At 55.8% G+C, this 5,641-nt stretch carries 5 protein-coding genes and 1 pseudogene; 1 reads left to right on the top strand and 5 read right to left on the bottom strand.

Annotated elements, in window-relative coordinates; all coding sequences use genetic code 11:
- Positions 1-61: 61 nt before the first annotated feature.
- The 3 genes from K8V32_RS00965 to K8V32_RS00975 all read right to left on the bottom strand — a co-directional run bounded on the left by K8V32_RS00965 (position 62) and on the right by K8V32_RS00975 (position 3,706).
- Entirely contained in the window at positions 62-1,693 is a 1,632-nt protein-coding gene (locus tag K8V32_RS00965; protein WP_303901491.1) for a helix-turn-helix transcriptional regulator, read from the bottom strand.
- Between the two features lie 114 nt (positions 1,694-1,807).
- Positions 1,808-2,920 carry a flavin-containing monooxygenase gene (locus tag K8V32_RS00970; RefSeq protein ID WP_303901494.1) on the bottom strand — a complete coding sequence of 371 codons (1,113 nt, stop codon included), beginning with the start codon at positions 2,918-2,920 and terminating at the stop codon, positions 1,808-1,810.
- 219 nt (positions 2,921-3,139) lie between these two features.
- Positions 3,140-3,706 (bottom strand): type 1 glutamine amidotransferase domain-containing protein, encoded by a 567-nt coding sequence (locus K8V32_RS00975; RefSeq protein ID WP_303901497.1) that lies wholly within the window; start codon positions 3,704-3,706, stop codon positions 3,140-3,142.
- 360 nt (positions 3,707-4,066) lie between these two features.
- On the opposite strand from K8V32_RS00975, the gene K8V32_RS00980 reads away from it, so the two are divergent.
- Positions 4,067-4,537, top strand: a complete 471-nt coding sequence (locus tag K8V32_RS00980) for an SRPBCC family protein (RefSeq protein ID WP_303901501.1) — start codon at positions 4,067-4,069, stop codon at positions 4,535-4,537.
- A gap of 53 nt (positions 4,538-4,590) precedes the next feature.
- On the opposite strand, the gene K8V32_RS00985 is transcribed toward K8V32_RS00980, so the two are convergent.
- On the bottom strand, positions 4,591-5,154 hold the full coding sequence (locus K8V32_RS00985) for a GIY-YIG nuclease family protein (protein WP_303901504.1): 564 nt from the start codon (positions 5,152-5,154) through the stop codon (positions 4,591-4,593).
- Between the two features lie 351 nt (positions 5,155-5,505).
- Positions 5,506-5,641: pseudogene (locus K8V32_RS14700) on the bottom strand (peroxiredoxin); the annotation flags it as partial.

The raw sequence follows: 5,641 nt of genomic DNA on the forward strand, positions 1-5,641 counted from the left end.
ATGCATTTGGGATCCGATGCTGATGCTGCGGACTTTGCAGTCACAACCGGTTCGATCGCAGTCACACCAGACGATACCGGTGTGCGACCGCGACGACTTGTGTCCGCGAACCCACGTTGAGCTTGGTGAAAATATTCGACAAGTGCCGGGCCACAGTTTTGACCGACAGATGTAGTTCGCTGGCGATTTGAGCGTTGGTTCGGCCATCGGCTACCAGGGCGATGACTTCAATCTCGCGTTGTGTGAGCCCGCCGGGACGATCATCCTCACCCAGCAATTCGGCAACGGCTTGGGCATCTATGGTGGCTCCTTGGGTTTGGAACGCATCCAAAGCAGTTCGTAGTTCAAGGTTCGCGCCGTCGTAATCACCAAGCAGTCGCAGGGCCCGGCCAATCAGTACTCGAGACCGGCCTGCTTCATATGCGGCATCCAGTTGAAGCCAGGAACCCAGCGCAGACTTTGCGGCAGTCAGTGCCTCCTGAGCATCATGGTGTGCAAGACCGACTTGGGCTGCTACGGTACTTGCCGCAGCGCGTACGGCCACACTGCCAAAGTCTTCAGCGATACCAGCAAGTTCGTCTGCGAGCGCGGAGGCCTCATCAGTGTGATTGGCAGCGTGCAGCACTTCAATACACGCCGGGATCAGTCGATGCCGAAAGATATTGCCCTGCACGGCTGCCAGCACTCGATGCACCATTGCCACGGCACCAGCTACATCCCCACGACTCAAGCTAAGCTGCGCACGCCCCATTTGAACATCGCTGCCATGCGCCACGGCGGTAGCATACGCTTGGTCGGCTCCGTCGAGGTCACCCATCAGGCGCAGCATATCGCCGCGCTCGATATATGCTAAGGCAACGGCAGCATGATTACCTGTGGCTTCGTATCGTTCCACGGCTCGTTCGAGTTCGACTACGGCGTCGGTAAAGGCTCCGTTGAACCGCATCAGCTGGGCCCGGTGTACCGCGCACTGACCGGTGAAGGCCACCATGCCGATCTGCTGGTCGCACCAGGTGGTGAGTGCGCGGGTCCATTGGGCAGCGCGACCCCAGTCCCCGATCCACTGACACGCCTCGATCATTGAACAATAGACCTCACCGGCAAAAATTGGATCATCAACCTCGCCTGCGACAATGCCGGTCATCGCTTCATCAAGGAAACGCACGCCTTCAGCAACCTGTCCAAAAACGGTCAAGACTCGACCTTGCTGATTGAGCCCGATCGCTAACAGATTAGCATCATCAAAACGGCGAGCGTAGTCAATAATCTTTGGTGGGACCTGCGCTGCCGTTTTGAGGTCTCCCACACCAACGCGCTCGAGCATACGTGCTACCAACAGGTAGCCATGTTCGACGACGTCGTCACCAATATCTTCGAGTTGGCGTTCTCCACTGGCTAGCCAGCCACCGGCTACCGCGGTTTCCCCGCGCAGTGCCAGCAGCATTGCTAACCGAGCTGTTGCACGTATCGCAAGCAGTGGTTCATTGGCAGCTATGGCGGAGTGGTGGGCTCGCTGTAAAGCCTGAATTGCATCGTTGGAATGACCCAATAGTTCGGCGGTGTCGGCTAAGGTTATGAAATCCGTTGCCGTGAGCGCTGTGTCGTCCAGATCGGACAAGGTCTTGTAGGCAGTCAACCACTCGCGACGCTCATAAGCCTCGCGAGCACGATGCAACGCTGTGACGACGTCCATGACACCATTCTAGTTTGCGGGGACAAAACACTGCTGGAGCCAACGTGCGCAATTCCTTGCTCAACCACACCGCTGTGCCGTTGAACAAGGAACTCGGCAATATAAGTATCAAGGTTAGGCCGCCAGAACATGAGCTTTGTTGTCCTGGATAATACGGTTGGCAAGATAGGCCGCATCGCGTCCGACGCCGCTCATCTCACCGGAGCTGAAGGCGTATTGGAAGGCCAGGCCGAGAAAATATAATCCCGGTAGTTCTTCCACAACACCCCGATATTCGACCGGCCAGCCGTGCTCAATAGGAAGCGGCAGGTCAATCCATGAGTAGTCGTGTGCCAGTCCGGTGGCCCACACGATCGAGGTGACGTCGAATGTGCGTCCGTTGGCAAGCTGCGGCAGCCCATCGGCTGAAACGCCCACAATGTGTTCTTGAAGCCACTCAACACCTCGTTCTTTGAGGTGGTGTTCTTTGACGCGTAACTGGGGTGACCCATGATGACGCAAATTGTTAAAGACTTTACGACCAATTGGCGTCCGTCTGGTCAACACGTGCTGGAAAACGAACTCGATCAGCGGGAAGGCCCTTCGCATGACACGCGACCCCCATTCAAATGGAATGTTGCCGCGAGCAGGACCCACCAACGTCGTCTTACGGTCCGTCCCAAGTTCCAGCGCCAGATCCAGCCCACTGTGCGAGGCACCAACCACCAGTACCGGACCGTCAGGTAAATCAGAGGGATGATGATAGCCAATTGAATGCAGCTGGAAGATACTCTCGGCAAGCTCATTAGCAAAGTCCGGGGTCTTTGGGTCCTGCCCGAAAGTCCCGGTAGCAATAATGACTGCGTCACAGCTGATGAGCTCGCGTTGACCTTCGCGTTCCAGTTCGACGAGGTACCCGCCGTGGGTTCCTGCGCTGAGCCGCCGAACCTGACTGTGCAATCGAACGGGTAGATCATGGGTTAGTGCGTACAGTTCCAGATAGTCTGCCATCTCGTCTTTGGTGGGAAATGCTTCCTTATCGCCAGGAAAGTCCAAACCGTCGAGACGGTCAGCGTACGCAGGTGTGAATAATCGTAGGCTGTCGTAGCGGTCACGCCATTGGTCGCCAATCCGAGCGCTTCCTTCGAGTACGAGACATTCCACTCCCCTACGCTGCAGATGGTACGCAGCCGATAAACCAGCCTGGCCGGCGCCGATAATAACTGTATTTACATGTTGTGTTTTCATGACTGCTCCCGAGGTTGTCTCCTATTGATCACGCTACGGAAACATTCTCAAGGAAACATCGGCAAGAGTACCCATTTGGTCACTGCGCTGGATGGGTATTCCAGGCCATCACCGCACTGGGCAAGGCGCTCACCGTGTACCCTGCCAGTTTGCCTCGCAGGCGAAGGCCCGCTATCGATTCAACGATAGCGGGCCTTGCGTCAGGCAGTAGGTGAGGCATTATGTGGTCTGTTGCTGATGTTTGCCCTCTGCGGCTTCCTCAATGAGTTTGGCGTTGAACGCATCAAGATCGCCTGGGTTTCGTGAGGTTGTCAAACCATTGTCAACCACCACTTCTTTATCCACCCAGTTGGCACCGGCGTTCTTTAGGTCTATGGAGATTTTGTCGACGCTGGTAACGGTTCGACCTTCGACCACGCCGGCGTTGATGAGCAGCCACGGCCCATGGCAAATCGATGCCACGGGCTTCTTGGCGGAGAAGAATCCGCGCACGAAGTTCAGTACATCTTCATTGGTCCGTAGCGCATCCGCATTCAGCGTCCCGCCTGGCAGAACCACGGAATCAAAATCTTCGACTTTGGCTTCACTAATGTGACGGTCCACGGTGAAGGAATCGCCGTGTTCCCAATCACCTTGCATGGCGGTGATGCTGTCTTTCTGATCGGAAACCAACACCGGAGTAGCTCCGGCTTCTTTCACTGCCTCCCAGGGTGCGGTGAGCTCCACCTGTTCGACGCCGTTGGAAGCAACAAATGCGATAGTGTGACCATTCAGGTTCTCAACCATACGTCCTCCTTCAGATCTATGATGGGCTCCACGTTCCACACAAACAGGCCACCGCCCTGGACACAAGCCCCGTTCCACAACCGACGGTCGATCCAGGCATGTCTCTTCACCTCAGGCGATTACGCTTCCACGGCTTCCTCTACGAACCTCACATATCACCGTGCGTCAAGCGGTAACTTCCGTGGGCATCAGAGGTACTCATTTCGCTGACCGGCGGGCCAGTGACCTTATTCAACAATGTTCACGGATTCGTCGTTGATCTGATCGGTCTCGGCGGTGCGGTTTGGTGCCCACCCGGGAACTTGCTGTGAAATCATGTCTCCCCTAGACGGGGTTGGTTACCAGTGGAAGAGTGGAGCCATGACGGAACAACGTATTATCAGCACTGAACGTGAAATCGCACTTCCAGCCGCCGAGATCTTCAAACTGATCGCCGATCCCTCTCGGCACCCGCAATTTGATGGTAACGACAACCTCGCCCATGCTGATCAAGGCCAACGCATCAACCGCGTCGGTCAGAGCTTCACCATGGAGCTGACCAGCGGCAAACAACGAGTCAACGAGATCGTAGAATTTGAAGAAGGCCGTGTCATTGCGTGGAAGCCAGCCCCAGTTGGTGAAGAAGCGCCCGGTCATTTATGGCGCTGGGAACTCGAACCAATAGATAATGTCACAACTTTGGTCCGTCACACCTACGACTGGAGCCAGCTGACCGACGAAGGTCGGTTCGACCGCGCCCGAGCCAACACCAAAGAAGCGCTGGATCGGTCGGTGACCAAGCTCGCTGAAGTAGCCGAAGCCCTTGACGCCGGCGCAGAAGTCACCGACTAGGCCCAGGCGCGGATGCTGACCCGATGGCCGGTTGCACCGTAGGTGCCAGACGCTCAGTTCAAGCGAGCCACAGCGCGAGCCGCACGACGTCGCGCCGCGAGAGTCTTTGCGAATGGATCATTGCCCCGGCCCTGAATATTAAGAGCCAGAACCGCCTGCGCTAACAGCTCATCTTCAACCAACCAAGGTGCATCATCGACGACATACCCTATCCGCGCGTTGTCATGTATCCAGTCTGTAAGGTGTGCTTCCTTGTCCCAAAGATATCGACCTTTACGGAATATCAGGGTCATATCGAGCGCTTCCATAAGGAGAACGCCAAGGCTACGACGCAGTGTGGACTGCGAAGCGTTACCATTTACATGCTGATTCAAACGCCTGCGAATATTGCCCTTCGACAAGCGCCCAGCTGCGCTTGGTTTGCGCGGAGAAATACCCACATATATCAGCTCAAAACCGTCCTGCTGCTGGTAGTTCGCTACCGGGATCTCAAGGCTTCCGGAACGAATCCACCAACCGTAGATTCCCGGCTGGGCGGGCACCACATCAATATCGCCAGGATGTGTGAACTCAACTGGAGACAGCACACGCTGGGCTGCTAAGGAGATGTTTGGCATAGTTTCTGCCTATTCATGGAGCACTTAAAAATACGGGTGCACTCACAACAACCATCCAGCTCGATCGGCTGCGCCACGAATGCGGGTGTACATGTTTTTGTACGCCTAGACCGTCAGCCTTTGAGGTCGCGAACGCCAGAACGCGGCTCTAACCGACGGCAACGCCCTAAGGTGTGCCGACGTCAGTTCATTCGCTACGGCCCCTGCCCATCAGGATGTAACGCAATGATCTGACCAGCTGCTATCTTCAGTTTGTTTGGGGTTTCGAAGAGTCACGCGATCGTTTGTTGTCATGTGGGAATGCCAGTGAGCCTGGCATCCGCAACAGGATTGCGATCTCTCGTGTACGGATTAGGCGAGTGTGGCGTTCAAAGTGATTTCCACGCCCTGTAGTGCTTTCGACACGGGACAGGTTTCCTTGGCTTCGTTTGCAAGACGCTGGAAGTCTGCTTCGTCGATATTTTCGATAGTGGAGTTGTTGATCAGT

This window comes from Enteractinococcus helveticum, from assembly GCF_020742345.1.
GTDB lineage: Bacteria > Actinomycetota > Actinomycetes > Actinomycetales > Micrococcaceae > Yaniella > Yaniella helvetica_A.